Annotated in this window: 21 protein-coding genes; 15 read left to right on the plus strand and 6 right to left on the minus strand. The window is 40.0% G+C overall.

From position 1 onward, the window contains the following. Positions 1-130 precede the first annotated feature (130 nt). From H7844_11630 to H7844_11675, 10 genes are all read left to right on the plus strand, one after another. Positions 131-1,051, plus strand: a complete 921-nt coding sequence (locus tag H7844_11630; GenBank protein MEO5357933.1) for a hypothetical protein — start codon at positions 131-133, stop codon at positions 1,049-1,051. Between the two features lie 211 nt (positions 1,052-1,262). Then, the gene (locus H7844_11635) at positions 1,263-2,531 is read left to right on the plus strand and encodes an MFS transporter (protein MEO5357934.1); all 1,269 of its coding nucleotides are present in this window, start codon (positions 1,263-1,265) and stop codon (positions 2,529-2,531) included. Positions 2,532-2,600: 69 nt separating this feature from the next. Further along, entirely contained in the window at positions 2,601-3,734 is a 1,134-nt protein-coding gene (locus H7844_11640) for a glycosyltransferase family 9 protein (protein ID MEO5357935.1), read from the plus strand. Next, positions 3,715-4,812: a glycosyltransferase family 4 protein gene (locus H7844_11645; GenBank protein ID MEO5357936.1), complete on the plus strand. Its 1,098-nt coding sequence runs from the start codon at positions 3,715-3,717 to the stop codon at positions 4,810-4,812. The genes H7844_11640 and H7844_11645 overlap by 20 nt, the downstream gene beginning before the upstream one ends. Further along, positions 4,812-5,978 carry a glycosyltransferase gene (locus H7844_11650; protein ID MEO5357937.1) on the plus strand — a complete coding sequence of 389 codons (1,167 nt, stop codon included), beginning with the start codon at positions 4,812-4,814 and terminating at the stop codon, positions 5,976-5,978. Before H7844_11645 ends, H7844_11650 begins: the two co-directional genes overlap by 1 nt. 144 nt (positions 5,979-6,122) lie before the next feature. After that, positions 6,123-6,605, plus strand: coding sequence for a hypothetical protein (locus H7844_11655; GenBank protein ID MEO5357938.1), 483 nt, complete (start codon positions 6,123-6,125; stop codon positions 6,603-6,605). A gap of 150 nt (positions 6,606-6,755) precedes the next feature. Further along, a complete protein-coding gene (locus tag H7844_11660; protein ID MEO5357939.1) occupies positions 6,756-7,958 on the plus strand; it encodes a P-loop NTPase in 1,203 nt (400 codons plus the stop codon). Between the two features lie 694 nt (positions 7,959-8,652). Then, positions 8,653-9,402 (plus strand): hypothetical protein, encoded by a 750-nt coding sequence (locus H7844_11665; GenBank protein MEO5357940.1) that lies wholly within the window; start codon positions 8,653-8,655, stop codon positions 9,400-9,402. A 399-nt stretch (positions 9,403-9,801) separates the two neighbouring features. Further along, a complete protein-coding gene (locus H7844_11670; GenBank protein ID MEO5357941.1) occupies positions 9,802-10,209 on the plus strand; it encodes a DUF5618 family protein in 408 nt (135 codons plus the stop codon). Between the two features lie 520 nt (positions 10,210-10,729). Next, positions 10,730-11,206, plus strand: a complete 477-nt coding sequence (locus H7844_11675) for a hypothetical protein (protein ID MEO5357942.1) — start codon at positions 10,730-10,732, stop codon at positions 11,204-11,206. A gap of 322 nt (positions 11,207-11,528) precedes the next feature. Here H7844_11675 and H7844_11680 read toward each other — a convergent pair whose 3' ends face one another. From H7844_11680 to H7844_11695, 4 genes are all read right to left on the minus strand, one after another. Further along, positions 11,529-12,635: a glycosyltransferase family 4 protein gene (locus H7844_11680; GenBank protein MEO5357943.1), complete on the minus strand. Its 1,107-nt coding sequence runs from the start codon at positions 12,633-12,635 to the stop codon at positions 11,529-11,531. Between the two features lie 195 nt (positions 12,636-12,830). Next, positions 12,831-13,682, minus strand: a complete 852-nt coding sequence (locus H7844_11685) for a cyclic nucleotide-binding domain-containing protein (protein MEO5357944.1) — start codon at positions 13,680-13,682, stop codon at positions 12,831-12,833. 229 nt (positions 13,683-13,911) lie between these two features. Continuing rightward, on the minus strand, positions 13,912-14,646 hold the full coding sequence (locus H7844_11690; protein MEO5357945.1) for an FHA domain-containing protein: 735 nt from the start codon (positions 14,644-14,646) through the stop codon (positions 13,912-13,914). 3 nt (positions 14,647-14,649) lie between these two features. Continuing rightward, the gene (locus H7844_11695) at positions 14,650-15,447 is read right to left on the minus strand and encodes a Stp1/IreP family PP2C-type Ser/Thr phosphatase (protein MEO5357946.1); all 798 of its coding nucleotides are present in this window, start codon (positions 15,445-15,447) and stop codon (positions 14,650-14,652) included. A 247-nt stretch (positions 15,448-15,694) separates the two neighbouring features. Here H7844_11695 and H7844_11700 point away from each other — a divergent pair, with 247 nt between their 5' ends. The 5 genes from H7844_11700 (at position 15,695) to H7844_11720 (ending at position 22,779) form a co-directional block, all read left to right on the plus strand. Next, a complete protein-coding gene (locus H7844_11700) occupies positions 15,695-17,029 on the plus strand; it encodes a serine/threonine-protein kinase (protein MEO5357947.1) in 1,335 nt (444 codons plus the stop codon). A 307-nt stretch (positions 17,030-17,336) separates the two neighbouring features. Beyond that, positions 17,337-17,621 carry a hypothetical protein gene (locus H7844_11705; protein ID MEO5357948.1) on the plus strand — a complete coding sequence of 95 codons (285 nt, stop codon included), beginning with the start codon at positions 17,337-17,339 and terminating at the stop codon, positions 17,619-17,621. Continuing rightward, on the plus strand, positions 17,570-19,915 hold the full coding sequence (locus tag H7844_11710; GenBank protein ID MEO5357949.1) for a PAS domain S-box protein: 2,346 nt from the start codon (positions 17,570-17,572) through the stop codon (positions 19,913-19,915). Before H7844_11705 ends, H7844_11710 begins: the two co-directional genes overlap by 52 nt. A gap of 70 nt (positions 19,916-19,985) precedes the next feature. Beyond that, the gene (locus H7844_11715; GenBank protein MEO5357950.1) at positions 19,986-21,287 is read left to right on the plus strand and encodes a diguanylate cyclase; all 1,302 of its coding nucleotides are present in this window, start codon (positions 19,986-19,988) and stop codon (positions 21,285-21,287) included. Positions 21,288-21,327: 40 nt separating this feature from the next. Beyond that, positions 21,328-22,779 (plus strand): PAS domain S-box protein, encoded by a 1,452-nt coding sequence (locus tag H7844_11720; GenBank protein ID MEO5357951.1) that lies wholly within the window; start codon positions 21,328-21,330, stop codon positions 22,777-22,779. Positions 22,780-22,827: 48 nt separating this feature from the next. Here the strand turns inward: H7844_11720 and H7844_11725 are convergent, their stop codons facing one another. Together H7844_11725 and H7844_11730 are read right to left on the minus strand one after the other, a co-directional pair. Beyond that, complete coding sequence (locus tag H7844_11725; protein ID MEO5357952.1) at positions 22,828-23,145, minus strand: hypothetical protein; 318 nt, start codon at positions 23,143-23,145, stop codon at positions 22,828-22,830. A gap of 514 nt (positions 23,146-23,659) precedes the next feature. After that, a complete protein-coding gene (locus H7844_11730) occupies positions 23,660-24,874 on the minus strand; it encodes an HD domain-containing protein (protein ID MEO5357953.1) in 1,215 nt (404 codons plus the stop codon). Positions 24,875-25,159: the final 285 nt, after the last annotated feature.

The following is a 25,159-nucleotide window of genomic DNA, read 5'->3' on the forward strand; positions in this document are numbered from 1 at the left end:
ACTGTTGAGGAAAACATTCTGAAATTAAAAAATTTCCCCCCCAATGATTATGTAGCTCAATGTTCTATATCGGATTTCGGGGGGAAATATCTGATAGCATTTTTCTAAATAATTTTGATATAATGTATCTATGTCTGTAACAATGATACCGGAGATATTAACTGAAAATCTTGGACAGGAGGCTTCTGAAGCTCTTGCGGGGCTTATCAACGAAGTAAATATTGAAGCACGTAAGGATGCTCTGGCTTTAGCGGAGGAGCGCCTTGAAAGAAGACTTACCGTTGAGATTGGAAAAGTTAGAGAAGATATGGCACGTTTTGAGGGCAGGCAAAACGAGGCTTTGTTAAAATTAGAGGGTAGGCAAAACGAGGCTTTGTTAAAATTAGAGGGCAGGCAAAACGAGGCTTTGTTAAAATTAGAGAGCAGCCAAAACGAGGCGATAGCAAAGTTAAGAGAAGACATGGCACGTTTTGAGAGCAGGCAAAACGAGGCTATCGCAAAATTAAGAGAAGACATGGCACGTTTTGAGGGCAGGCAAAGCGAGGCTTTGTTAAAATTGGAGAGCAAGCAAAATGAGGCTTTGTTAAAATTAGAGAGCAGACAAAACGAGGCTTTATTAAGGTTAGAGCATAAGCAAAATGAGGCTATAAGTAAAGTCAGAGAAGAAGTGGCACTTTTGGAAGGCAGGCTTCTCGATGCTATAACAAAGTTAGAGAGCAGACAAAACGAGGCTTTATTAAAGTTAGAGCATAAGCAAAATGAGGCTATAAGTAAAGTCAGAGAAGAGGTGGCACTTTTGGAAGGCAGGCTTCTCGATGCTATGACAAAGTTAGAGAGCAGCCAAAGCGAGGCAATGCTAAAATTAGAGAGCAGGCAAAACGATGCTTTATTAAAGTTAGAGAGCAGACAAAGCGAGGCAATGACAAGGTTGGAGGGAAATCTGCGTTTAGACATTGAAAAATCCGGCAGGGAAAATATTAAATGGATGTTTTTATTTTGGATCGGCCAGCTTGCTGCAATCGCCGCTATCTTTAAATTCCTGATTAAGTAAGCATTTCTTATTTGGTGCTATAAATCATATTACTCAGTTTGCAATTATACCAGGTTGCATTCATCCGATTAGCTTTGTTGGCTTCGTTGAAAACTCCCAGCCGCCTCGTTACTCGTTTGACTGCAACTTGGTATAAAAGCAATCCCCCTCAAAAAACCGGAAGTGATTAATCGCAGTGATTTAATATAAAATCAATATGTAGTTTTACTTTATGAAAGAAAGAAGAGCGAATCTGCAAAACTCCTTTTTTGACGGAGTCTTTTTTGCCCTTATGACGGGTTTTACACAGGATTTCTTTGTGCCATTTCTGCTTAACATGGGCGGCGGCACACGCCATGCAGGGTTGATATTTGCCATCCCTAACCTTGCAGCTTCCATTTTACAGGTTAAAGGGGCGGACCTTGTTGAAAAATTAAAATCCAGAAAACTTGCTATTACCATTTTTGTCTCTCTACAGTGTGTAACATTGGCTCTTATCGCTTATTTTTCCTTTACGCCTGGGGTTTCTATATGGGTTTTCATAGTGACGGTTACAGTCTTTACCGGTTTTGGCTCTCTTTCACTTCCTCCATTAGGAAGTCTTGTAACTGAATTTGTACCAAAACGGCGGTGGGGAAAGTATTTTGGATGGCGAAACAGAATTATGGGTCTCATTACAGTAGGAGCAGCCTTTTTAGCCGGTTACATACTAAAATTATGTAAACCCATTGAACTGATTCTGGGTTTTTTCATTATCTTCGTTTCCGCTCTGCTCTTTAGGCTCATCTCCCTCTTTTTTCTTGTTAAGCTCAAAGAACCGCCCTTTCACGCAGAAAAGGAACACTATTTTTCCTTTAAGGATTTTCTTAAAACCGGTGGAAATTTTAAGAAATTTGTTTTTTTTACCGCTTCCATGAGCTTTTCCATTCACATGGCAGCCCCCTATTTTGCTGTTTTAATGATAAGGGATTTTAACTTCAGTTACCTTCTTTATACGGCAATAATCAGCACCGGCAATCTCGCTATATTTTTTATGACTAAACGCTGGGGGCAGGTTGCAGACTCTGTCGGCAATGTAAAAATTATGAAATTAACCTCACGCCTTATCGCCTTTGTGCCCCTGTTCTGGATATTTAACCACAACCCTGTGTTTCTCTTTGCCGTACAGCTCTTTGCCGGTACCCTCTACGGAGGATATCTCCTTGCTACAACAAACTACGTCTATGACCTGTCCTCCTCCCAAAACCGCTCACGCTCTATCGCTTACTTTAACGCTTTTAACGGTATTTCTATATGCGCAGGAGCCCTGCTTAGCAGCTTTTTGGTTAACTACCTGCCCCCTGTCTTTGGTTTTAAAATTCTCACTCTGCTTTTGCTCTCATCCCTTATGAGAATTACCGTCACATTTTTTATCCCTTTTAAAATTGAAGAGGTTCGGGCGGTTAAGAATGTAAATAGTTTCAAACTTTTCTTTTGCATACTGTCAGGTAAAAAAACATAGCCCTGCACGGTTTTAACGAAAAGACCGCTTCCTTTCATTATTCAAAAATGATATACTAACAGCCGTACCATGAGGTTGAATCCTGTTGACGGCATTGTTTATATTTTAATGAGGCTGGTTAAAAAATTCTTTGACGGAAGGTTAAGCGGAATTGAGCATTTTGATCAGACGCTGGTTAAAAGAATTTTAGTTGTCTCATCAACAGCTCTTGGTGATACGCTGCTTTCCACCCCTGCAATAGCAGCTCTGAGAAAACGCTACCCGGATGCTAAAATCATGGCCCTCATCCACCGCAATTACATGGAGCTCTTTACCACCAACCCCCACATTGACGAGTTTCTTCCCTTTCACGGCGGATATAAAAGGTTCATGGCAACCGTAGTGCATCTTCGTAAATTCAGCCCAGATACCGCATTTATTCTTCATGGCAACGAACCTCAGGCAACCCCCCTGGCTTATATGTCCGGTGCACGGTTTATTTTTAAAATTCCGGTTCCCTCTCAATATGGGTTTCTATTAAGTAATAAGAGCAATGGTTTTGACGACAGTCCATGGTTGCATCATGCCACAGCCGTGCGTCTTAAAACGGCCTCATTTGCAGACTGCCGGGAGGATGATTTTAAAATGGTGCTGCCGGTTAACCCCAGGGACTCCGGTGTTGTAAGAGGCCGCCTCAGCGATCTGGGATTTCAGGGCAGGCATATCCTAATCGGCTTTCAACCCGGTGCGGCTCTTAGTTATAAAATGTGGCGGCAGGAGAATTTCACCGCTCTTGGAAAAAAACTCACAGAGCTTAGCTCTGATATCAGAATAGTAATTACCGGCAGCAAAGGTGAAAAAAAACTCTGTGCCAAAATTGCAGAGGATATAGGTGAAAAGGCGGTGGCACTCTGTGGGGAGCTTCCGTTAAAATGTCTGGGTGCTCTTATAAAAGAGCTGGACGTCCTTGTAACAAACGACACCGGCACTATGCATGTGGCAATTGCCGTTGGCACAAAAACTGTGTCTCTCTTCTGTCCGTCTAACCACTGGGGGGTCGGTAGAGCCTATGATTTCCATTTGCACAAGATAATCTATAAGGAAAAACCCTGTAATCCGTGTGTTACAAAAAACTGTAAACACCCGCACTGTATGGAGCAAATCGCTGTGGTGGAGGTCTTTGCAGCCGTAGAGGAGTTATTACGTGAAAATAGCAATATATAACCTGACAACCACAACTAAAGCCGGAGGGGTGGAAACCTTTGTTTGCGGCATAGCATGCGGGCTTGCCAAAAGAGGACATGAAATTCACCTCTACGGGGGAAAGTCCGATAATAATTTGCAGATTGACGGTGTTAAAGTTTTTACATATCCGTATCTAAGCAGAGAGTCAATACCGCTTTTGGGCTCACGTCTCAGAAAATTTATTGAACGGCTGTCGTTTAGCTTCTTTGCCCTTGCACCTCTTATGAAACACTCCTATGACGCAATTTACATACATAAGTCTTTTGACCTTCCGGCAGCTCTCTTAGTACGAATGATAACTAAAGCAAAGGTTTTTTTCCATAGCCATGGGACGGAGTTTTTCCCGGGCTATGGTAATCTTGTAAGATGTGTTGACAAGTTTTTTTCGTGCAGCCGCTTTAATGCCTCAGAAGTAGAGCAGGCGGCAAAAATTACGCCGACTGTCATTTATAACGGCATAGACACGGATTTATTTAAACCCTCGGAGCCTGATGAGAGTTTTGTAAAAAAATATTCTCCGGCAGGAGAGAGAATTCTTATCAGTATTTGCAGACTGGTCGGCTGGAAAGGGTTACAATATGCCATAGGGGCGTTGCCCGATATTTTGAAAAAGCACAGGGTCAGATATTTGATAATCGGAGACGGTGCGTACAGGAAATCACTGGAGAAACTGGCAGCGGAACTTAAAGTTGACGAAAATGTTATGTTTTTGGGTACAATAGCAAACAAGGAATTGCCGCAGTACTATGGACTGTCTCATGTGGCGGTGTATCCGAGTGTTTCTGATGAAACCTTCGGGATATCGATAGCTGAGGCTATGTCTTGTGGTGTGCCGGTTGTGGCTGCGGGGGTCGGCGGAATCCCTGAGGTACTCTCGGAAGATGCCGGAGTACTAATTGCCCCCGGAGATGAGCAAGCCATAGTAAAAGCTGTTGACACTCTGCTTTCAGATGACTCATTACGCATCACACAGGGTGCAAATGCAAGGCGGCGGTGTCTGAGTAATTTCAACTGGGACACCATCACAGAGTACTTTGAAAAGGAGGCACAAACATAGTGGTTAAACGGGTGGTAATGGTAGCCCCGCCTTTTCACGCAGTGCCTCCCCTTAAGGGCGCAGCAGTTGAAATGTGGATGTGCGAGGTCTCAAAGAGGCTTTTCTCATATGAACCACATATAATTTCCATCTCCACCCCCTGCTACCCTGATTATGAGTACCGTGACGGAATTTACCACCACCGCATTCACTTTGGAAAGCTGTACAAACGGTTGTTTCAAAAACTGACCCGCTTGGATCCGCTTTCTTACCCTAAACGAATTTTAAAAATAATCAGAGAACTTAACCCTCAAATCGTTCACCTGCATAACTCGGTTAAGTGGTTTTTGCCGGTATTGAAATCTTTAGAGGGGCAGCCAGTAAAAACAGTGCTGCATCTTCAAAATGAATACCCAGTGGAGACGGCAGTCAATGTTGACGCTTTTTGGGCTTGCAGCCGCTACATTATGAACCATTACGAGGGCTCATCAATTAATGCACGCAGCAGTGCATGTGTTTATAACGGCGTGGATTTGGCTAAGTACCGCTATTTTAAAGATGTGCCCGCTGAAAGGGAGGAAATACGTGAGCGGTTTAATATAAAAAGCGGCGATTTTGTTGTTTTATACGTGGGGCGGGTGTCAGAGGAAAAGGGGGTAGAGCACTTCATAGAAACAGCGGCAGTTTTTCGGGATATAAAAAATGTGAAGTTTTTTATAATCGGAGAACTTCAGCAGGGGGATTTAAGGAGCAGCAGGGTAAGGTATGGCATGGAAATGGTAAAAAAAGCGGAAAATCATGGTAGTAGAGTAGTCTTTACAGGAGTGTTTCCTCCGGAAAAAATGCATCTCCTTTATCTTTTGGGGGACGTCTTTGTGCTGCCGTCAAACTTTGCAGACCCCTTTCCGTTTGTAGTGCTTGAGGCAATGGCCACAGGCCTTCCTGTCATCGCACGAAAAAAGGGCGGGGTGCTGGATTATCTCACAGAAGGAGACAATGGTTTTTATATAGATGAAAATGATATATGCGGCAGCATTTCCGGCAATATCAGAAAATTACTTCAGGACAGCGCCTTGAGAGAGAGAGTTGGGCTAGCGGGGCGGCAAACCGTTAAGGAACGTTTTAGCTGGCAACGCATAGCAAGGGATTGTGAGGACAATTACCAAACACTTACAGAGAGCAACTAATACCAAGTAGCAGTCAAAAGAGTAACGAGGCGGCAAGGAGAAAGCGACAAAGGCGTACTATTTCGTACGTCAAGGAGCTTTAGACGAAGCCAACAAAGTTAATCGAATGACTGCAACTTGGTATAACGGAGGTGGCAGAGCCATATGAAAGAAAACAGATATGAAGAGGCACAGGTGGATGTGCGTGCCCTTGTGGGGGAAATTGTGGCGGAGTATATGCCGGAGCTTATAAATGTAAACATAAAAGTGCTGTTTGATGTTAAAAAGAGGACGAGCAGGGGGGCTTTGGTTTTCAGCAGACTTCAAAAGTGTAACGACCTCCTGAGATTTTTGACCAAAGATGAGGCCGGAGGCGGCGAGGGCTATGATTTTATATTGTATCTTGATAAAATTACATTTAACCACGTTGACCGGGATGACAAGATACGCATTATAAGACATCAGTTGCGGCACATTGAGGTTGACATAGAAAACCCTGAAAATCCATATAAAATGGTTCACCCCGATGTGCGGGATTTTTTCATAGAGCTGGAACTGAACAAGCACGATATAAGATGGGCTGAGCGTGTCTCGGAGGTGGCAGCCTCACTTTATGAGGCAAAAACCGAGGCTGAGGCAAAGATTTGATGATTTTCACGGGACCCTTTAATCACCTTCCCCCAGCCTCTCCCGTCAAGGGATGGGTGAAAGGAAAGCAACATCACCATCAGTGGAAGGATGGGGAATTATCCTAAGAAAAACAATGATTTGGAGGGAGTTTCTCAGGAGGGTGCATCCATGAAAATTGACCGGAAAGCAAAACATATCCTTGCCGTGGCCGGTGGTAAGGGTGGTGTGGGCAAAAGTGTATTTTCTATAACACTTGCGACCTTGTTGGCAGGTATGGACAATTCCGTATGCCTTGTTGACCTTGACCTTGGAGGGGCAAATCTTCACACATATCTGGGCATTATGGGCAAAACCATGTCATTAGCCCATTTTTTCCAAAAGAAAGTAAAAACCCTTCAGGACGTTGTTGTTGAGACCCGCATTAAGAATCTTAGTTTAATAAGCGGAGTGCATTATTTGCCGTCAATGTCAAACCCTGCCTCGGCGGTTAAGATAAAGCTTCTGCGTCATATAAGAGCACTTGATGTTGACTTTGTAATAATTGACCTTGGTGCCGGAATGGATTTAAGTACCATGGATTTTTTTATAAATTCCGATAAGGGATTTATTGTTACAGTACCGGAGCCTGGAGCAGTTATGAATGCATACAGATTTATAAAGGGAGCTCTTTTCAGAAAACTCCACGGTGTGTTTAAAAACCACGTTGAACTAGGTCCTGTTATTGAGTCTATGGCTGAGACCTCAACATATGATGATTCCCTTATGCTTAACTGGTTTATAGAGAAAGTGCTAAAAACCGATCCTGAAGTCTATCCGCTTGTTATGGAAGTAAGTGAGAGTTTTGAGCCTTTTTTAGTTCTTAACAGGGTAGGGCGGCAAGAGTCCAACCGTCTGGTAAGCAGCCTGCTAAATCACTGTTTTACAAAGTACGGAGTTAAGTTAAAATATGTTGGAAATATTCCGGATGCCCGTGAAATAAGTGCTTACCTGCTTGACATTCCGTCTTTCTTACAGGCTAAATCGGGAGCACCTTTTCATAGCGCATTTAAGAGTATAACCAGAACGTTTCTACTTGATTTTCATGACTCAAAGGTTATCACAGAGCGTCTCAAAATGAGAGCGGAGTACGATGACCATGACATAGATGAGCTGTCAAACATTATAGAGAGGCAAACCGCAGACATATTTACCGGCTCCAGTAAGAAACTCTGGAAGTTACGGTTATTTTTTAAACCTCTTGACGTTGTGCGTTACTTAATAAGCAAGGGTGTAAAAGAGGAAATTTTTTTTGAAGTAAAGCACGGCACTTTTTCCAGAAAATCTGATACTAAAGAGGGGAAGCCCCAGAGCCCCTACGCGGGTTCACAATGATGGCAAGTGCCTGTTATTGCAGTATTTTTGTTCGCCATTGCGAGGGCCATTAGCGACCATGGGGAATCCCATTTAGGGGAGGGCAATCTCAGCCTTTAAAAATGAACGGAATTATGCACATCGCTATAATTAAGATTGTTTTAATAAAAAAAATAAAAACACTTGACATACTTACTATCTTTTTGATATAAATTAGAAATGCGTAATGTTCTAAATTATTTTAAGGTAATTTTTAATTTAGTGATTTTTTTAGTTGACAAATCATAATAGTTTCTATACAATAGCAAATATGAGGTTTTTAATGAGGTTTTTGATAAGAGCAGTTAACATAGGCCCGGAGACGGTAAGGTTGTTGATATGAAAGGCACCGTTGCTTCAAAGGTGGACAGTTTCCGGATGATGAGAGGCGTTATTTGAAAGTGATGTTTAATGATGTTTGGGATAGTGTTTATTCATGGAAAGTAGGGAAGAGAAAATTAGTATTGATTTATTTTAGTGTGCTATTGACAAACAGTGAGCGTTTAGGTTACAGTTCTGCTTAGCGGAGCTGAAGGGTGGAAATATAAATAGATTAAGGAAAATACATGATAAGAAAGGGGGTGCAAGGGTCCAGATTAAATTAAAGCCTGCGTAGCAGGATAATTTTATGTAGCTTGAATGTTAGGGAAAATCAAAAGTTTAAGGAGGCATTCTAATGAAGAGAAGTTTGGTTTATGTTTTATTGTTAGCACTTGTGTTAACTGGAGTGGGAATTTATGGCGCAGGCAAGGTTGATGCAGCCAGTTATGTAAGATACTTTCTGCCTTATCTTCACACCAATACCAACAACGTTGTATATTGTGTTGTTTCAAACAACGGCGGCATGTTTGATAACGTAACTACTGCTACATTTAGGGTTGCTGCCAATTCAGCCGGTACAGCAACATCAACAACCGGTGAAACACCTAGCCAGAACCCGGCAGCAACGTATCGTAATTTCGACTATAAGAAGACTTCACAGATCTCATTTACCGGTCAGGCCATCTACGTAGGAACCAGCACAACTGCACCATGGGATCTCAGCAACGTTACAGATACCAGTGGCGGATATAGCGGCGAGCTTACATTTGTATCAACATTGGTTGGCTCAACCGGTACCACCACCGGTGACAAAGTGGCCTCTCTGCTGAACTGTAAAAAACTTGGTATGGCTTGTTTCCAGGGCACAACATCACCAAAACGTAATCTCGTAGGTTATACTTGTGAGGCCGGTACTTATGACGGTACTACTTTCAGGGTTTATAAGAGCATTTCCATTGTATCATCCTTCTCTCCTACTTCAACAACGGGTGGTACTGGATTCGCAAGTGGCGCATCCGTTGTCTCCTGGGTACCAGGTGGCGTGAACGTTGACGGATCAGCTCCAAGTTCAGGCATGGACAACGCAACAGACTTATCATACTAATTTAAGTTGAAATAACATCACAGAAAGGGGCAGCTTAGCTGCCCCTTTTTTTTTGCTTTTTTTTGGGGGGGGAAGGAAATTAATGATAAAAAGGGATTGATACCATGTAGCCGTCAAAAAAGTAATTTAAGGATAAAGAAGAAAGGACTGAATTCCCTCTTGGAGGCGGGAATTCCAAAGGAGGGCTTATTCCTTTGTCTGTCATTCTCGTGAAAACTGGAATCCAGATTTTTATTAGCGGAGTTGACTGCAAAGGCAATTTGATATTATTTAATAAAATAAATTACAATGGAATATAGGGAAAATATTAACTGTCAGAAAGGAAAGTTTACGTATAAGCGGACGAGCCAAACCGCTTTATTTGAACAAGTAAAACAATCTATTTAAGGAGTAATCTAAATGGCGCGCCGGTCTAAAACACATGCACCAGGAGAGGCTTTAAGGTATTTAGCCAATGCACGGGAGATATTAAGTAAGTGTCAGATAGATGGTGACTTTTATAATGATGTCAAGCCTGTAAGAGAGGCTTTTGGTACGGCTTATTTGTCTATCTTGGAGGCCATAGACGAAATACTGCTAAAGAAAGGCCTCTCTATAAAGGAACTTCCACAATCTGTAGACAGCTATAGAGCAGCCTTGCAAAAACATATATCCGTACATAATGGAAAGCTTTTAAAAGACTTTGAGCGTCTTTATGGAAGTCTTCATATTGCTGGTTATTATCGAGGCTTGATAACTGAGATAAGTGCTGTTAAGGACTATTTAAAAGCTACTGAACGGTTTATTAAAAAAGTAATCGCTGAGTAAGCTAATAGAGCTTTACGGGTTCAGTTACCGAACAGCGTTTCAGGCACAGAAAACGCTCTATGTCTTTTACTCGTTCAATGAGAATTGCTGCGGAAGAGTGGGTTGACACAAGACCTTTTCTATACTAATTTGTTATAATTATTCATGGGGTTTACAGAGATAGTAAATGCAGTTAAGGAAATAGGGTTTGTGCCGGTATTAGTTGTACTTATGCTTTTGTTTCAATTTAGAACGATAGTCAGCTCGAAAAATATAATGAAATGCTTGTAAAACATATCCTCAATATGAAGGGGGTAAACAAAATGGAATTAAAAACGGCAATAGAAATATTCTTTCTGAGAGTCATAGCTCTAATAGGGATAATGACTGAGAGAAAGGTATCTGAGACAGAAAAGCATATGAAAGAGCTTCTCGGAAGCAATAAATAGATAGTTTCACAATAGAGTGCTGAGCGTTATCTATTATGGTGACATGATTTGATATATTAAGGCAGGAAACAATTTTTAGGAGGGCAGCGGGCATGGAAGACAAAGAGCAGGAGAAGCCGTTAACAAATAAAGATTTAATGGAAGCCTTAAGGCAAGTTATACCGCCGGTCGTAGAGAGAATTGATTCTTTACACTCAGAAATGAATAAAAGATTTGACAAAGTAGAAACCAGACTTGATAAAGTAGAAACTAAACTTGATAAAGTGGAAACTAAACTTGATAAAGTAGAAACCAGACTGGATAAAGTAGAAACTAAGCTGGATAATGTGGAAACCGAGCTTGCCGGTATAAAAATAGAACTAAAAAGCATAAAAAGCAGGCTCACCACGCTTGAATCAAGGCTGGACGGTGTAGAATACAGACTTAACGGCGTAGAGTACAGACTTAACGGGATAGATAGAGAACTTCTCAAAAAACCGGATAGTGACGATTTTATTAATATTATCAAGCGTGAGCTTGCAGGGTATTCTAAATACGATGAAAACAGGCATAGTGGCGAGGTTAAGTAGATATTGTAATCAGAATGTATGACGTTATACCAAGTTGCAGTCAATCGATTAACTAGTGTCTAATTGCGTAAATTAACGATAGTATTTTTGATAAGTGATAGTTTTATAATGCTCAGCAAAATTACATTGCCAAAGAGCTGTATCGAGATTGCCACACCACCTTGCGGGGGTTCGCAATGACGGCATGGGCTGTTTTATCTGTCATTACGAGGAGCGATAGCGACGTGGTAATCTCCTCTTCTAAGAAATTAATTAGAGCTAAATGATATATCGTTTACTTTTGCAGTTAGACACTAGGATTGACACAGTTTGTCGAACAGTCTCACGGGCACAATTTAAGCAGAAAGTTTTCAAAATCACCGGATAGTTTTTCCCACTTATAATCTGCCGCCCACGCTCTGCCCTTTATCCCTAGTGAGTGTCTTGCCTCTCCATCTTTTAATAAAACCTTAATTTGGTTGGCGAGGCTTTTGTAATCTCCACTCTTAAAAGAAAAACACAGGCCATCTTTGATAAGCGCCTCAAGCTCTTCAATGTCACTTACTATTACTGCTTTTCCCGCAGCTAATGCCTCTGTAACGACAATCGGTTGTACCTCATACCGAGAAGGCAGCACTACAACCAGAGCATCGCTTAAATAGTGAATTTTATGCTCTTTTTCCACCCACCCGGGAAGCAATATATTGTCTTGTACCCTTTGATGTAATTTTGAAACAACACTTTTAAGTTGCTCCATGTCCCTGCCATCACCGGCAATTATTAACTTAACCTCAGGGTTAGACTGATAAACCTCCTCATAAGCTCTAATAAGCAAATCCAGCCTTTTTGTGTGAAGATCAATCCGCCCTAAATACAGTATATAATCACTCTCAACAGGGTCAGCTTCCAGAAATCTTCCATCAATACCATTAGGAATAACTGTCATGTTATTATTTTGTCTCAAATTAAGTCTTTTAGCGGTTACTCTGTTGACAAGAATCAGGTTTTTATATTGTTTTGGGAAAATGTGTTCGAAAGCAAAAAGAATTAGAGCATAAAGCGGGTTATATTTTCCAAAATATTGTCTGCCCGTAAAACCCTGAATCTGTACAACTACAGGGCGTTTTTTATAAAGAAACAAAAATGTCGGGATTGCAGGTGAAAACTCCTCTATTATTATGTCATACTCATGCCCATTTAACCTTACATAGATGGAAGCAAAAAAGGCATAAGAAAGAAGCGCTACTGCGAGACTTTTACTTTCTATCCCGCAAAAAATATGCTTTATTCCCTCAATAACACCGTCTTTAGCTCCTGGATACTTCTTACACAGCAGCGTGACGTCATGAAGCTTACCTAAATATTTGTACATTTCATAGGCCCTTACGCCTACCCCCCCGATTCCAAAATAATCGCCTTTACTTTCATAAAGCAGATGAAGAATTCTCAAAGTATCAACCTTCCTGTTGTTGCCACGGTTTGTTTTATACCAAGTAATGCCAATTCTAATTCATTTGTCTAACTTTGTTGGCTTTGTCACAAGCTCAGGGGCGCGCTCTCCCCTAAAGCTTTGTATTAGTATTAGCTGCGCTTTATGCCGTAAATCCCACATTGCTGCTTTTTCGATATGGCGGGAATCAGGCTTCTACTGTCTGGAATACGAATAAAGCGCAAGCTCTTTGATTTTAGAATCAGCCTTTCTTAAGCGTTCACTGAATACGTAAGCCAGCTTCTTAAACACCTTCAGAGTTACAATATCATCATAACCATCCATGATTTTCTTATCAAGTTCAAACAACATGACATCCTCATCAGCCCTTGCCCTTGCCGAGCGTGTTGAGTTCTCAAGTATGGCCATCTCACCAAAACAAGCTCCGGGGTCCAGTTTGTGCAAAACCTCCTCCAGCCCTTCACCAAGCACCTTGATAATGGAAACATTTCCCTCTATTAGCACATAAAACCTGTCCCCTTGTTGACCCTCATCAAAAATCAAGTCATTTCTCTTGTATTTTCTACACTTTGCCACTTTAAGGAGCTTAAAGACATCCTCATCCGCCATAAAAGAAAAGAAATCAAGTTTTCTAATCTTAGTAAATGTGTCGGTTACAGCCGAGGGTATGCTTCTGATTGCGTCATTTATACTCTTAAGCAGTTCATTCATCTGAAATGGATACTTTAAGACGGAACTTACTCCATTATCGTACAGATGTTTTAATTCGTTAGCATTAATATCTTCACTGAGAATTATCAAAACCCTCAACTTAGCAAGATTATGATGAGATTTAACTGCCTTTAATAAGTTTTCGTTATCAGCTTTAAGTGCCTGACGATCTATTATTATGAGATCGGTTTTCTCTCTTATCAGATAACCAATAATACTTTTTGGGTCATGCTGTACATTAACATTTATAAAGCCCAGATAATTCAGAGATCCGGTAATAACATCTTTCTGGGAGTCATTTAAAGCTGTCACAAGTATTTTTATGTTTTTTTCCATACCCATTCCCCTTTCAAACATTTATACAAAGATAAAATATTTTATTGCTCAAATCAAAAAAATTAAACACAGACATATACTAATTTAAAACTAAAAAGGGGCTATATGCAAGGATTAATTTTGAAAACGTGGCGGAAGTTCAGGAGAACATTTCTTTAAGCAGTGGGTGTGGCTGAAAAATAAGCCTTTCCTAATAAAGGATAACTGAGGAAACAATGGCAAAAGCTCATTATTCTTTAATGAAAAATTGAAGCTTTAAACCACTTACCTCTACTATATCTCCCTCCTGAAGCTTATGCTGTCCTTCAACTTCTTTTCCGTTAACTTTTATCCCCTTGCCTCCGGTTGATGAACTCACGGTATATCCGTCCTTTCTTCTGTTGACAAGAGCGGCAATTTTTGGAGCAAATAACCCTTTTAACTTAATTCCGGCGCTACTGTCCTTTCCGATAGTTGTAATACGGTCTGTAAGGTCATATTCGGTCTTCTCTGTGGAGCCTTCAATAACTATAAAACCCCCCGTAACATCTTTTACAGAGGGTGTCTGAGTCTGCTCATGAGGCTTTACCGCCCCTTTAGAGAGTATTTGCTCTTTTACTTTTGCATCTATAAGAATGGTCTCATCAAGGAGGTCTCTGTCTTTAGATGACCCTGCCGGTTTTGGAGCCGTCTCCTGTTTGTCTGAAATAAAACTAAGCGTATGCTTTCCTATAATTATTACATCAGCATCCTGGAGGGCATGGACAGAAATTTTTTTTCCATTTACAAAGGTACCGTTAAGACTGTTTAAATCTTCTATGTAGTACTGGTCATCTTTTTTAAACACTCTGGCATGTACTCCGGAGACGGCAAGATTATCCACGTGTATGTCATTAGTAGGCTTACGCCCGACAGTTATGACATCTTTGTCCATTGCTACTTCCTTGATAGCAGCCTCCTTAAATTTCAACAAAATCTTAGCCATCCCTTACCTCCTGATCCATTTAAAGAAATTATACATGAAAGAGAATAGTCTCTTTTTATAAACATACCCTATAATTACAGTTATGTTATCCCTGCCGCCTTTTTTATTGGCAAACCCGATAAGCCTGCTGCTTATCTCCTCAGGGTTGTCTGAAGACTTAACAACAAGTAAAATAGCGCGTTCGGGAACCATAGTGTAAAGGCCGTCTGAACATAGCAGCAGTACATCGCCGTCGTATATAGTCATCTCATCAGTATCGGGCTCGACCTCGGCATTATAACCTAAAGAGCGAGTTATAACATTTCTCATTCCAACATCATCAGCCTCTTCTTTTGTGAGTATCCCGCGTCTTATCTGCTCCGCCACTAAAGAATGGTCATCAGTGAGAGCCTCAATGTTATCACCTCTTATCAAATACAACCGGCTGTCTCCTACGTGGGCTATCCCAACCCTGTCACCTCTGACCAGAGCAGCCACCACCGTTGTTGCCATGCCGGTTAAACTATCATCGGTTTTTGACAGGTCATGAATTTCCTGATTTGCTTTCTTTATAGCGTCATAGAGCAACTCTGTAACACTGAGTTGTATATCTTTACCTTGCACGTTTCTTCTGATATAATCACATATTGATTCAACCGCCATCTTACTTGCCAGTTCGCCTCTCTGTGAGCCGCCTACCCCGTCAGCTACCACATACAAGCCAATAGAGTTGTCTATACAAAAACTGTCTTCATTTTTCGACCTCCTGAGACCCACGTCAGATTTGCCGGCTGCCTTTACTATCATAGATTCTTTTGACATCTAACCTCTGAATTTATTTGCGACCCGCCAAAAAAATTTGAACATTTTCTATTTTGCTCCTCTATAATTTTTAGCCTTAAAATTATGTATTATATCTAAACATTCAATATTTTTCAACTAATATTAGGTATTTTAACATAATAATTAAAAGTATAAATTTAACATACCAGCGCAACCAGTTAAAAAAAAAGAGAATCCCTGTTTTAATTTTAACTTTTTTTGAAACACTTCAATTATAATATAAGCTATGATAGGGAAAATAGGCAGGTATGAAATACAGGGAACCCTTGGTGAGGGCTCTATGGGGATTGTTTACAAAGCACACGATACCATTATCGAACGGATAGTTGCTATTAAAACGGTAAAAATGAGCAACAAATCTAATCGAATCGAGCGTTTCTACCATGAGGCTAGGGTTGCCGGCAAACTGACACACCCTAACATTGCTATGATACACGACATAGGGGAAGACAATGCAGTACACTTCCTGGTTTTTGAATATGTTAAGGGTAAAACTCTGAAGGATATCATAACAAACGGCAACGAAATATCCTTACTTGAAAAGCTGCGTATTCTTGTGCTTATATCCCGTACCTTACACTATGCCCATCAACGGGGTGTTATCCACAGGGATGTCAAACCAGCCAATATTATGCTGGTTGCCGATAAACAGGTGAAGATCATGGACTTTGGCATAGCAGTCTTTGCCGCCTCTGAGGTCTCAAGTGAGGACAGGTGTATGGGGACTCCATACTATATGGCTCCTGAACAGATAAAGGGCGCTGTTGTGGACAGAACAACCGATATATATTCTCTTGGCGCACTTTCTTATGAATTCTTAACGGGAGCAAAACCTTTTATAGCCGATACTCTTGATCAGCTCTTTGACAAAATCCTAAAAGAAGAACCGTTTCCGCCTCACTTTATGAATTCCGATATAGGTGAGGACGTAAGTAACTACATTCTTAAGGCTATGCAAAAGCAAAAAGAGCTGCGATACCAGACAGCCGGTGAGTATGCGGATGCACTTGAATTTTACATAAACCGTGCTGAGATAGAGTTAAATACCGTACCCCCGTCTGCACTGGATTTCGACAAAAAGCAGCTTGTTGACACACTTAAACGGCGTTATACTTTTTTTGCTGATTTTTCAGATTCTGAATTGCTTAAGATATTTAGTATAAGCGGCAAGAAATCCTATAAAAAGGGAGATGTTATCTTCAGAGAGGACACGATAGGGGATAAGCTCTTTGTAATAATAGCCGGTAAAGTAAGAATCACTAAAACTTTTCCAAACAACACTGAGGAGACTTATCTTTCCACACTGGGGCAGGGAGATTGTTTTGGGGAGATGGCCATCATGGATTCATCCCCCCGCTTTGCCACGGCCACTGCTCAGACTGACTGTATCCTCATAGCCATCAGCGAGGTAATCCTCAGAACCTCTGAGCCCAATTTATGCCTTAAATTATACAAAAACCTTGCTGCCGTACTATCTGAAAAACTAAGAAGAAGTGACACGAAAATTAATGAATTATGGATAAAACTCAAACAATTGGATTCCGCTGCTGTAAAGAAATAAATCCAATTCAAATTCATTTGTCTAACTTTGTTGGCTTTGTCACAAGCTCCTAAACGTTTCCTCTAAAGCAACCGTGATGTCAAGTAAAATTTTTAAAAATGGTTCTTTTACTCACACAAAACGGGAAGGAACCAGTTTTTTATAGTGCGTTTGCCCTGGGGAGTATTAACGACAACTTGCTTTGTTTTTCAAATATAGGCTACTATTTAATATATCTGTACAAGGCGGCTAAGGGATTTTATTTAAAAAACTTTTTTTGTTGCTCTGATACAGGAAAATTGTATAAGAGCACTGAGGAATAGCGGTAATGGATATAAAAAACAGCTCTGTAAATAACTACGCTGATACTAATAAAAACATATACTATGCAAGTCTGTTTTTAAAAATCTCCGAAATCGCCTCAATTATTGTTCTTTCTATAGGGTTAATCGTATTTGCAGAATTGCTTTTTAAGTCTTATAATTTAAAACTGCTCTGTTGCAAACATGATATGATGAGGGTAAACGCAGCCCTGGCTTTTATTCTAACAGGCATTTCTTTATGGTCTTCACAAAACAGTGGACTTTCCAATCTGAAAAAAAACTTTCTTTAATCAGCGCTTTCTTAGTTTTTTTAATCGGATTTCTTACCTCTATAGAATACTTTTTTAATGTTGATCTTGGCGTTGAAACTTTCTTATGCAGCGAAAAAAACTTTTTTGAAGGTACTTACGTTCATAATAGAATGGCACTTAACACTGCGTTAAATTTTGTTTTGACGGGAATCTCCCTCATGTTAATAGATATGGAGACGAAAAAAGGGTTAAGTCCGTCACAACTTATTATATCAATTGTGGGTTTTATAACTTTAATGGCACTTGAGGGGCATATTTACAATGTTTCAAGTCTCTACACAATGACTGCATTCGCTGCAATGCCGCTGGATGCCTTAATAACATTTATAATTGTATTTGCAGGTGTGCTTTTAGCAAGACCTGATAGAGGTATTATGAAAATAGTAGCCTCGGACACATTAAGCGGTATAATAGCCCGCAGGATGCTTGCAACAGTTATAACGATACCTTTTTTAATTGATATTATAGTATTTTTAGGTAAATATATAGGTCTTTACGAAGCGCCTCTAAGCGATGCAATGGCAATGATGTTAACGATGACAGTGCTGATTTTTATAGTCTTACAGACTTCAAAAATGATCAATACCGTGGAGATAAAAAGAAAAGAAGCTGAAGAGCAAATAGAATTTGTTGCCAGATTTCCCGGCGAAAATCCTAATCCGGTACTTCGTGTAATGCCAAATTCCCAGATCATTTACTCAAACAAAGCAAGCCAAAACCTCTTGCCGTATATTGCCGTCAAAAATAACGATATTTTCTCGCTTAACGATAAACCATGGGAAGAAATGATAAATGACGCACTTGTCAATAAAACGATAACAGAAGTAGAAATACCGATTAGCGGCAGCACCTTTCTTTTTACAATTAAACCAATGCCGGATATGAACTACATAAATCTCTACGGATACAATGTAACTCAGCGCATAAAAGCCGAGGAGTCATTACGTAACAGCGAATGTAAATACAGGAAATTGATGGAGCAAGCTGCAGACGGTATAATGCTTGCCGATCTGGAAGGTAACTATACCGACAGCAACACCAAAGCCTGTGAAATGCTTGGGTTTACCAAAGATGAAATCCTGAAGCTTAATGTAAGAGATATTGTCGATACGGAGGATTTAGCTAAAAGACCGTTAGCCTTTGATAAATTGAAAACAGGACAAACGGTAATGACGGAGCGTAAATTGCGCCGTAAAAACGGTACTGTTTTTGATGTGGAAATAAGCGCTAAGATGCTTCCCGACAATCGCTTTCAGGCTTTCATCAGAGATATTACTGAGCGTAAATCTATGGAGGCAGCCCTTAATTACGAACGTAACAAGTTATTAAACATACTGGACACTATGCAGGACGGAATCTATATAGTCAATCAGAGATTCGAAATAGAGTATGCAAACCCCGTAATAATCAATGAGTTCGGCAAATTTGAAAATACAAAATGTTTTTCTTATTTTCACGGACTTAGTGATACATGCCCTTGGTGTAGAAACATGGAAGTGTTTAAAGGTGAGACGGTTCACTGGGAGTTTACTATGTCAACAACTCAAAAGACCTACGACATTTTGGATACTCCTTTAAAAAATCCTGACGGCAGTATATCTAAACTGGAGATTTTCAGAGACATAACTGATCGTAAGAGCGCCGAGGAAAAACTTAAAAAAAACATTATAGAAAAAGAACTGCTCCTTAAAGAAATGCACCACAGAGTAAAAAATAATCTACAACTAGTTTCCGGCCTCTTAGGACTTCAGCTATTGCAAATTGAGGACAACACATACCGGCATATGTTTGAAGAAAGCCAAAACAGAATAAAATCTATTGCCTTGATTCATGAAAAACTCTACAGCTCAGAAAACATTGCCCATGTAGATATGAAAGATTACATATCTAATCTTTCGACCGACCTTGTTTCGTCTTTGGGAAAGAAAAATAAAGAGATTTCGTTAAATCTGGATATTGAAACTATTTATGTCGGCATTGATATTGCCATACCATGTGGATTGATAATAAACGAACTTTTTACAAATATATTAAAACACGCTTTCCCTGGAGACGAAACCGGTCAAATAAATATCTCATTAAAATTAATTAATGATACTGAATTTGAACTCATTTTAAGCGACAACGGCACAGGTTTACCGGAAAATATAGATTTAAAGAAACCTCAAACACTTGGCTTAACAATAGTAGGCATATTGGTTGACCAACTTAAAGCTGTTATACTTTTGGACAGAGCTATCGGCACAAAATACACCATTAGGTTAAAAAAATAAAATGTTTATGATATTAACTTCGATTGCAAAAGCATTTATATAAGATGTTCTATCGAAAGGAGATGTTATTATGGTTAAAGCTAAAATAATGATTGTTGAGGATGAGGGCATAACGGGACATTTTATACAAAAAACGTTGGAGACTCTGGGTTACATGATCATATCTGTAGAGAAATCAGGTGAAAGTGCGTTAAAGAAAATAAGTGAAAGCAAACCGGATTTGGTATTGATGGATATAAAACTTAATGGTGCTATGGACGGAATAGAAACTGCTGAAGAAATAAAGGACAGATTCAGCATTCCTGTGGTTTACTTAACCGCCCACTCGGATGATGCAATGCTTGAGCGGGCTAAAATAACCGAACCATTTGGTTATGTTATAAAACCGTTTGAAGAAAGGGAACTGCATTCAAATATAGAAATGGCTTTGTATAAACACAAAGCTGAAAAGAAGATTATAGGTTTGGCATATTACGATATGTTAACCGGACTTCCCAACAGAAATCTTTTCTTTGACAGACTTAACCAGTATATTAAGCAGGCTAAACGTAGTCAGGAATCTATTGCGCTTTTGATGATAGACCTGGACGGTTTTAAATGTGTGAACGACAGGATGGGGCATGACGCCGGAGACCATGTGCTCAAGGAGGTAGCTTTGAGGCTGAAGGAAACTATCCGTGAAGCAGATACAGTAGCACGCATGGGAGGCGACGAATTTATAATTGTTGTTACAAATCTCCTGAGCCCGGCTGATGCAGCCTCTGTAGCCACAAAAGCTATTTTATCTATCGGAAAACCATTTAATCTAAAATCTTTAAGCTGTGCCGTAGGCGCCAGCATCGGTATTTCCTTATACCCGGATGACGGCACTGATAATGAAATATTACTAAGGAAAGCCGACATAGCCATGTATCGAGCAAAAGAGAATGGTAAAAACCGCTTTTTTTTCTTTAATGATATATATGAAAAAACTGCTGTTGGCATCCTGGGCTTAGTAACTTTTGCATTAGATTTTGTACTTCAAAAAAATTTTGCATGGAATCATAATGATTGGGTCAACTTTTTATTGTCAACAGAAAAGAAAGGGTTACACGTAACAAAAGATATAGAGACCAATTTGGGTTTATTGTCGGAAAGCCTGAAAAAGCTATTCCAGTTAATGCCGGAATCCGACATAAACCACGTGTCTTTTATATGCAGGAGACTCGTACAATTTGTAAGAGAAAACAAAGGCTTCTGGCTTCATCCTGAATGGGAAACCCTGTTGAAGACTTTTGAATCAGGCAATATAAAAATGTCTATAGCCGGGGAACGTGCTATCGGGGAACTTGTAAAGAATATAAAGTCTCTGTATACTCTGGTAGGAGGTTAATCATACTATGCACCTGATGTGATTAAAAGGAGATGTTATCATGTCTAAAGCTGAGATAATGATTGTAGAGGATGAGGGAATAACAGCGCGTTATATACAAAAAGCATTGGAGACTTTAGGGTATACGATCAAATCTGTAGAGAAATCAGGTGAAAGAGCGTTAAAAAAAATAAGTGAAGATAAACCTGATCTGGTATTGATGGATATAAAACTGCAGGGAAACATGGATGGAATAGAAACAGCAGGGAAAATAATGGACAACTTCAACATACCAGTGGTTTACCTGACAGCACATTCGGATGAGGCAATACTTGAGCGAGCCAAAATAACAGAACCGTTTGGATACATTATCAAGCCTTTTGAAGGCAGGGAACTACGCAGCACAATAGAAATGGCCCTTCAAAAGCACAGGCTCCAAAGCCGCCTCAAGGAAAGCGAACGATGGCTCTCCACGGTACTAATGAGTATCGGGGACGCCATAATAGCCACTGACAGTGACTACTTCATAGTGTTTATGAACCCGGTGGCAGTGCATGTGACGGGCTATAGTCAAGAAAGCGCTCTCGGCAGACACATAAACGAGGTTTTTAAACTGCAAGACAAAGCGGAGGAGCATTTTCGTAACGCTAACGAATGCAGTATCAGGATAGATATGAAAGACAGGATTGTTTTAACAAAGACCGGGAACGAGATTTATATTAACGGCTGCATATCTCCGATATTAGATGAAAGCGGCTCAGTAGAAGGTATAGTCGTTGCTTTCCATGACATTACAGAGAAAAAACTCTATGAGGAGACTCTTAAAAGCCAGAGAGAAAGTTTTATTTCTGTTCTTTTGCATGACCTAAAGACCCCTGTGATTGCCATTAAGGGCTACTTAAACAGGTATCTTGAGGGTAAAGCCAAGACCGACAAAGAAAAGACGGAAGCAGTAAGAATCGCAAATGACGCCTCCGGAGATGTACTTCATATAATTGAAGCAACCTCTGAGACACTTAGAAACAAAAACGCACTACTTTCATTTAACCCTCAAGAGTTGAGATTTAACGAAATATTAGCCTCAGTCCTTATGAATTATATGCCTGAGATGGAAAAGCGAGGCATTGAGCTGATAGTTAATGGACGCCCGGGAATACTCAAACTTGGGGAATCTTCATTTTCTATTATGGCCGATCTGTACCAGATTAAAACCATGACGGAAAACCTAATCGGCAATGCCATAAAGTATGCAAAAAGACTAATAGAAATAAAACTGCAACAAACCGCAGATGAAGTATTCTTGTCTGTGGAGGATGACGGCAAAGGGATTGCGGGTGAGTTCCATGAGAAGATATTTGAGGAGTACTTTCAGGCACCTGAGAGTGAAAAAGGTACGGGGCTTGGCCTCTACAGCGTTAAACGAGTTGTAGAAAAACACAACGGAAAGATATCTCTTAAATCCACACTGAACATTGGCACCTGTTTTGAGGTAAAAATTCCATGTGTTAAATGACCGGTCTTGCTTGCAGGGTCTTCATTTTTTCATAAATCCCTGCCTTTGCTACTTAGTTTTAGCAAGAGATTTGATGTATGCTGCGATGTCCTTCATTTCCTGAGAATCCTTTGCTAATGGCTTACCCATCAGTGGTCCCTCTATGCACTTATTGACCATATCCTCAAGACCCTTTGTTTGTAAAGCTGCACCATCAATACCTTTTCCGGCAGGATGACAGGAATTACAACTTTTCCCACTGGTACTTCCACCTAATTTTATGCTATTAAATAGCTTTTTCCCGTTTTCAATATCTTGTGCATACAAAACGGTAGGAAATACAAACATCACAAAAGCTAAAAATACGACAACTCGAAATCTTATCATATGTTCCTCCCTTTTTATTAATTTCACACTGCTCTATTGTGTGCACAATTGCCTGATAGATTATTACACGAATAGAATATTTAAATCAATAGGTAAAGGCCAGGGCAAACGCACTATACCTCATATCAAGTCCGAAGCATTGTTGCCTTGTAAAATTTGACATTTTTACCTACCTGAAGGCTACCCTGTTTAAGGCCACGGGGGCTTATTCTTTCTTTTACCCACTCAAAACGTGAAAGAACCTAGTGTCTAATTGCAGAAGTTTGCGATAGTTTTTCAGAGTTATATCCTTTTTATAATGGCTTGCAAAATTTCGTTGTCAATGAGTTTTACCTTTAAGGGCTGAGATTGCTACACCCCTTTGGGGTTCGCAATGACGGCGCTGGGCTGTGCGTTGACGTTTCTATCCGTCATTACGAGGAGCACAGCGACGTGGTAATCTCCTCTTTTAAAAAATTAATCAGAATTATTTGAAATATCTATTACTTTTGCAATTAGACACTAGTTACTTATCCTAACAGGCCAATCTGTTTCTGCATATGAGTTTTTTTGTTGCGTAGGTTATGGTTTTATTTATTTTATTGTCTTTGACGTCCTGGAAAATGGAAACGATTTCTTCATAACTTATATTATTAAAAACATCTACGACCTCGGGGTCGAAGTGTTTTCCTTTGTCTGAGTTAATAATCTCAAGAGTTTTTTCATAGGGTATCGGTTCTTTGTAGGGGCGTTTGCTCATAAGAGCGTCAAAAACGTCAACTATCGCAAAAATCCTTGCAGTTATTGGTATTTCCAGCCCTGCTTTACCGTGCGGATAACCAGTGCCATCCCACTTCTCGTGGTGATTTAAAATTACGTCAGCTGCAAGCGAAAGCACCTTTACGTCGCTGACCAGCTCATAGCCTTTGATCACATGTGTTTCAATTATTTTTCGCTCTTCCGGGGTTAATCTTCCGGGTTTGAGCAAAACACTGTCGGGTACGCCTATTTTTCCTATGTCATGAAGATATGCGCCTATAATGAGCTCTATAGTCACCTCATCAGAAAGCGAGAGACTTTGCCCAATGCGAAGCGACAGGGCAACAACCCTTTCGGAATGTCCCTCTGTTTCCATGTCTCTTAATTCCAGTGCTTTTGCAAGGCTCCGGATTGTGTTAAAATAAGCCAGCGTTAGTTCACTATAAGTTGATTTTAAAATGTTTTGATAATCAATTATTTCCTTAACAACACCCTTAAACCTTCCAAACAGAAACAGGTATATCAATACGGGTACCAACAGTGATATTATAACTATTGCAATCGTATGCACTCCCCAGAAAGTAATCGGTGTGGTTTTCCTGTAAACCTCCACGATACCGCACAATTTACCGTTAAAAAAAACCGGCACATACATCTCTATCAGGAGGCCGAAGGTTGAAAGGTATTCGTTTTCCCTTTTTCGCACATGTTCTGTGTCCACTTTGGGTTTTTTCGAGGTAATTGTTTCTATTAAATCATCATTGTCTGGAAATTTCCTGCCTATCAGGTTCTTATCCAGATAAGAGTACACGACTGTCAAGTCCTGAGCCCATATTTTGAACTCTACAAGGTCGCTTAATTCCATAAAGTTGTTGACCTTCATGAAAAGATTACTGTAATTGTCTTTATTATAGATCAGTTCCTTTACGTCAAAAGTTATTTCCTTAGCTATAAAACTGTTTATAAGATTAACAGATTGATTTTTATACATAATGATATTTGCATAATATCTCAAAACAGGAAAAACTATTGATAGAATAACAGCTATAAGCAGAGTTATCCAAAAACTTCTGCGATAAAATGCTCTTAAAAACTCCTCCGGCTGCTCCTGTTGCATATTTAATCAAAGCATATTAATTAAACGAAAGTAAAGGATTATAATTTTTTAACCGGCAATAAAATGTTATACTATTATTTTATGTAATACCAAGTTGCAGTCAGAAGTAAACACAGGCGGCTGGGAGCCGGCGACGCCTCCTCTGAAGGGGATTCCCCT

Source organism: Nitrospirae bacterium YQR-1 (assembly GCA_039908095.1).
Classification (GTDB): Bacteria; Nitrospirota; Thermodesulfovibrionia; order Thermodesulfovibrionales; family Magnetobacteriaceae; genus Magnetomonas.

Coding starts and splice junctions, on each gene's coding strand:
- H7844_11635 (MEO5357934.1), top strand. CDS start 1,263: ATGAAAGAAAGAAGAGCGAATCTGCAAAACTCCTTTTTTGACGGAGTC.
- H7844_11640 (MEO5357935.1), top strand. CDS start 2,601: ATGAGGTTGAATCCTGTTGACGGCATTGTTTATATTTTAATGAGGCTG.
- H7844_11670 (MEO5357941.1), top strand. CDS start 9,802: ATGGCGCGCCGGTCTAAAACACATGCACCAGGAGAGGCTTTAAGGTAT.
- H7844_11710 (MEO5357949.1), top strand. CDS start 17,570: ATGGTCTTCACAAAACAGTGGACTTTCCAATCTGAAAAAAAACTTTCT.
- H7844_11675 (MEO5357942.1), top strand. CDS start 10,730: ATGGAAGACAAAGAGCAGGAGAAGCCGTTAACAAATAAAGATTTAATG.
- H7844_11720 (MEO5357951.1), top strand. CDS start 21,328: ATGTCTAAAGCTGAGATAATGATTGTAGAGGATGAGGGAATAACAGCG.
- H7844_11655 (MEO5357938.1), top strand. CDS start 6,123: ATGAAAGAAAACAGATATGAAGAGGCACAGGTGGATGTGCGTGCCCTT.
- H7844_11705 (MEO5357948.1), top strand. CDS start 17,337: ATGGATATAAAAAACAGCTCTGTAAATAACTACGCTGATACTAATAAA.
- H7844_11700 (MEO5357947.1), top strand. CDS start 15,695: ATGATAGGGAAAATAGGCAGGTATGAAATACAGGGAACCCTTGGTGAG.
- H7844_11730 (MEO5357953.1), bottom strand. CDS start 24,874: ATGTATAAAAATCAATCTGTTAATCTTATAAACAGTTTTATAGCTAAG.
- H7844_11685 (MEO5357944.1), bottom strand. CDS start 13,682: ATGGAAAAAAACATAAAAATACTTGTGACAGCTTTAAATGACTCCCAG.
- H7844_11690 (MEO5357945.1), bottom strand. CDS start 14,646: ATGGCTAAGATTTTGTTGAAATTTAAGGAGGCTGCTATCAAGGAAGTA.
- H7844_11695 (MEO5357946.1), bottom strand. CDS start 15,447: ATGTCAAAAGAATCTATGATAGTAAAGGCAGCCGGCAAATCTGACGTG.
- H7844_11665 (MEO5357940.1), top strand. CDS start 8,653: ATGAAGAGAAGTTTGGTTTATGTTTTATTGTTAGCACTTGTGTTAACT.
- H7844_11715 (MEO5357950.1), top strand. CDS start 19,986: ATGGTTAAAGCTAAAATAATGATTGTTGAGGATGAGGGCATAACGGGA.
- H7844_11630 (MEO5357933.1), top strand. CDS start 131: ATGTCTGTAACAATGATACCGGAGATATTAACTGAAAATCTTGGACAG.
- H7844_11660 (MEO5357939.1), top strand. CDS start 6,756: ATGAAAATTGACCGGAAAGCAAAACATATCCTTGCCGTGGCCGGTGGT.
- H7844_11725 (MEO5357952.1), bottom strand. CDS start 23,145: ATGATAAGATTTCGAGTTGTCGTATTTTTAGCTTTTGTGATGTTTGTA.